This window comes from Thermus sp. NMX2.A1 (assembly GCF_000511705.1).
GTDB lineage: Bacteria > Deinococcota > Deinococci > Deinococcales > Thermaceae > Thermus > Thermus scotoductus.
On the sequence record NZ_ATNI01000006.1, the window covers coordinates 1 to 2,576 of the forward strand.

2 protein-coding genes are annotated in these 2,576 nt (G+C 63.1%); both read right to left on the reverse strand.

What is annotated here, in order from left to right; genetic code table 11:
* On the reverse strand, positions 1–812 hold an 812-nt coding region (locus TNMX_RS00135), incomplete at its 3' end, for an HAD-IC family P-type ATPase (RefSeq protein WP_038028208.1).
* A 184-nt stretch (positions 813–996) separates the two neighbouring features.
* Positions 997–2,220: a hypothetical protein gene (locus tag TNMX_RS00140; RefSeq protein ID WP_019551777.1), complete on the reverse strand. Its 1,224-nt coding sequence runs from the start codon at positions 2,218–2,220 to the stop codon at positions 997–999.
* Positions 2,221–2,576 lie beyond the last annotated feature (356 nt).

Here is a 2,576-nt window from a genome sequence, read left to right on the forward strand (position 1 = left end):
AAAAGGGCAAGCCTGCGCTGAAGGGGCGTGGGCTCCTGCTGGACGGTCTCGGCGAGCTGGGCGATCTGGCCGAACTCCGTGGCCATACCCGTGGCCACCACCACCCCGAGGCCGCGCCCGTTGGTGATGTGGGTGCCCATCCAGACCATGGAGGAGCGGTCAGCCAAAGGGGTGTTGGGGGGAACCGGGGCTACGGACTTGGGGACTGGGAGGGACTCCCCCGTGAGGGCCGACTCGTCGGCCTCCAGGTTCACCGCCTCGAGCAGCCTTAGATCTGCGGGCACCCGGTCCCCGGGCTCCAGGAGGACCAGATCCCCTGGCACCAGGAGGCGGGCCTCGAGAACTTTCACCTGGCCTTCACGGATCCCTTTGCAGGTGGGGGCCAGCATCTTGGCCAAGGCTGCCAGGGCGTTTTCCGCTTGCCACTCCTGGAAGAAGCCGAGAAGCCCGTTGAGGAGAACGATGGCGAGGATTGTCAGAACGTCGCCAACCTCTCCTGCGGCGAAGGAGATTAAGGCCGCAAGGAGCAAGATGATGATGAGGGTATTAGCGAACTGGCGGGCTAGGATCCGATACCAGGTTTCCCTTGGCTGGATCTTAAGTTCGTTGGGACCGTATTCTCTCAGACGTTCCCTAGCCTGGGCCCAGGTAAGCCCCTTCTCGGGATCGGTCCCAAGCCCTTGGAGGACGGCCTCCCTTGTTTCCGCATGCCACTGGGGGCGCTCCCTCGTAAGGGGGCCGGTGGGCTCTGGCAGGTGAGGTTTCTCTTCCCCCGTCCATCCGGGCCATCTTAGAGCATAGGAAAGCCCCACCTAAGCCCCTTTGTCCTTTTGAGCTAGGCCCCTAGGCAACACGTTATAGGTAGCCTCCCTTCCGCCTCAGACCAGGCCGTATATCGCCTGGTCTATGTTTTCCCGGGCCTTGGGCAGGGGGGTGGGCTGGATGGGCAGGTTTTTTAAATGTTGTGTAAAGGGCAGGGGTTAGCCCCCTGCCCTCTTAAGCCTCCAGACCGGTCCTCAGGTAGAGGGCCTTGTCTAGGCGGTTGAGGTAGACCTGCCTGCCCGGCAGGAGGGCTAGGTAGAGGCCCCTGCGGGTTTCCGCGAGGAAGTAAAGGCCCTCCTCCGATACCTCCAAGAAGGCCTCCTTCCAGCGAAGGAGGCTAGCCTCGGGTACGGGCACCTCCACCTCCCGCAGCAGGTTCCGCTCTGGGACGAGCAGGGGGCCTAGGGGGGAGTGCAGCTCCTTGAGGGCATCGAGGAGGAGGCTTTGAGGAAGCTTGTGCTTGAGGGCCCGGTGCTTGGCCCCAAGGTACTCGTCCCCAGGATGGGTGAGGAGGGCGGCAAGAAGGGCTTGACTCCGGAGAAAGTCCCTGAGGCTCGGGATCTCCCCTTCCAGGATGGCCTGGGCGGTGAAGGGGGCCCGGCCCTTCCAGGCCTCGAGGGAGGAGCGGTGGACCACCTCAGGGCCCCCTTTTTGGGGTTCCAAGGGGTAGGCGGTGGCCTTGGTGCCCTGGAGGAGGAAGAGGCTGTCCTCCTCCTTGGCCTGCTCGAGGAAGGAGGGTAGGGCCTTCTCAAAGGCCTGGAGAAAGGCCTGGGCCCTTGGGGAAAGCCTGGGCATGTTCCGGAAAACCGGGAGATGGGCCAAGGCCCTCCGGGCTAGGGTCTCGTTGGAGGTGGGGTCACCCCGGTAGAGGGCCAGGGCCAGAACCAGGGCCTTGGGGTTTTCCTCTAGCCCAAGCTCCCGCAGGAGGGCAAGCTCAGCCCGGTAGGGAGGGGTAAAGCAGAGAAGGGGGTCCACCTCCACCTCGGCCTCCTCCATCTGGAAGGGGGGGAGGATGCGGACCATGGGGGCCTTGGGGGAGACGATCTCCTGGGGAAAGCGGTAGGGTTCTTCTCCCAGGTCCGCAAGGAGCTCCTTTTTCCGGGGAAAGGCGAAGGGGGTGAGGACCAGCTTCTCGGGGTCGCTCACGAAGAAGACCCCGGTCTTTCCCTCCTTAAGGGCCCTTTCCAGGGCTTCCTTGTGGGCCTCGAGCATGGGAGCGAACCAGCCCGCAAGGCCCTGGCGCTTCAGGGAAACCTCCACCTGGTCCTTGAGGAGGAAGCCCGTGACGGGTACCCCCCTCCAGGGGAGGGCATGGGCCTGGTGCTCAAGGAGCAAGGCCCTTAGGGTCCTTAAACCTATGGACTTTTCCGGCTTAAGTCCCTGAAGGATATCCTTCATCTAACCTCCTTGGCTATGCATTCCGGGCCTGCCAAGCCTTTTTGGCAAGGCCCGGCCTAAAGCCAAAAGCCTTTTCAGGCGCAGGTTTTCAAGATCCCCGGGCCCGAACACCTAGAGCCCCATACCCCTCCCGGGCCCGCCTACGGGCGGATCCCCGGTGCCCTCAGTGCCTGCCTGCCTCCTCCTTTGACCTGGGGATTGATTGTCGTCGGGTTATAGGGTTCGCTTAAACCGCCTTTGGCCTCTAAAGGGGTTCTGGCCTCACAAAACCCAATGATGCCCGAACCTCCTATTTTCTGCAAGGGGGGGTGCTCCCTGACCTGTACTTTCCGTTTACTGCGCGAACGGCCCCTCCA

Excerpts from the sequence above, each read along its gene's own strand:
- TNMX_RS00140 (WP_019551777.1), bottom strand. The coding sequence starts at position 2,220 with ATGAAGGATATCCTTCAGGGACTTAAGCCGGAAAAGTCCATAGGTTTA.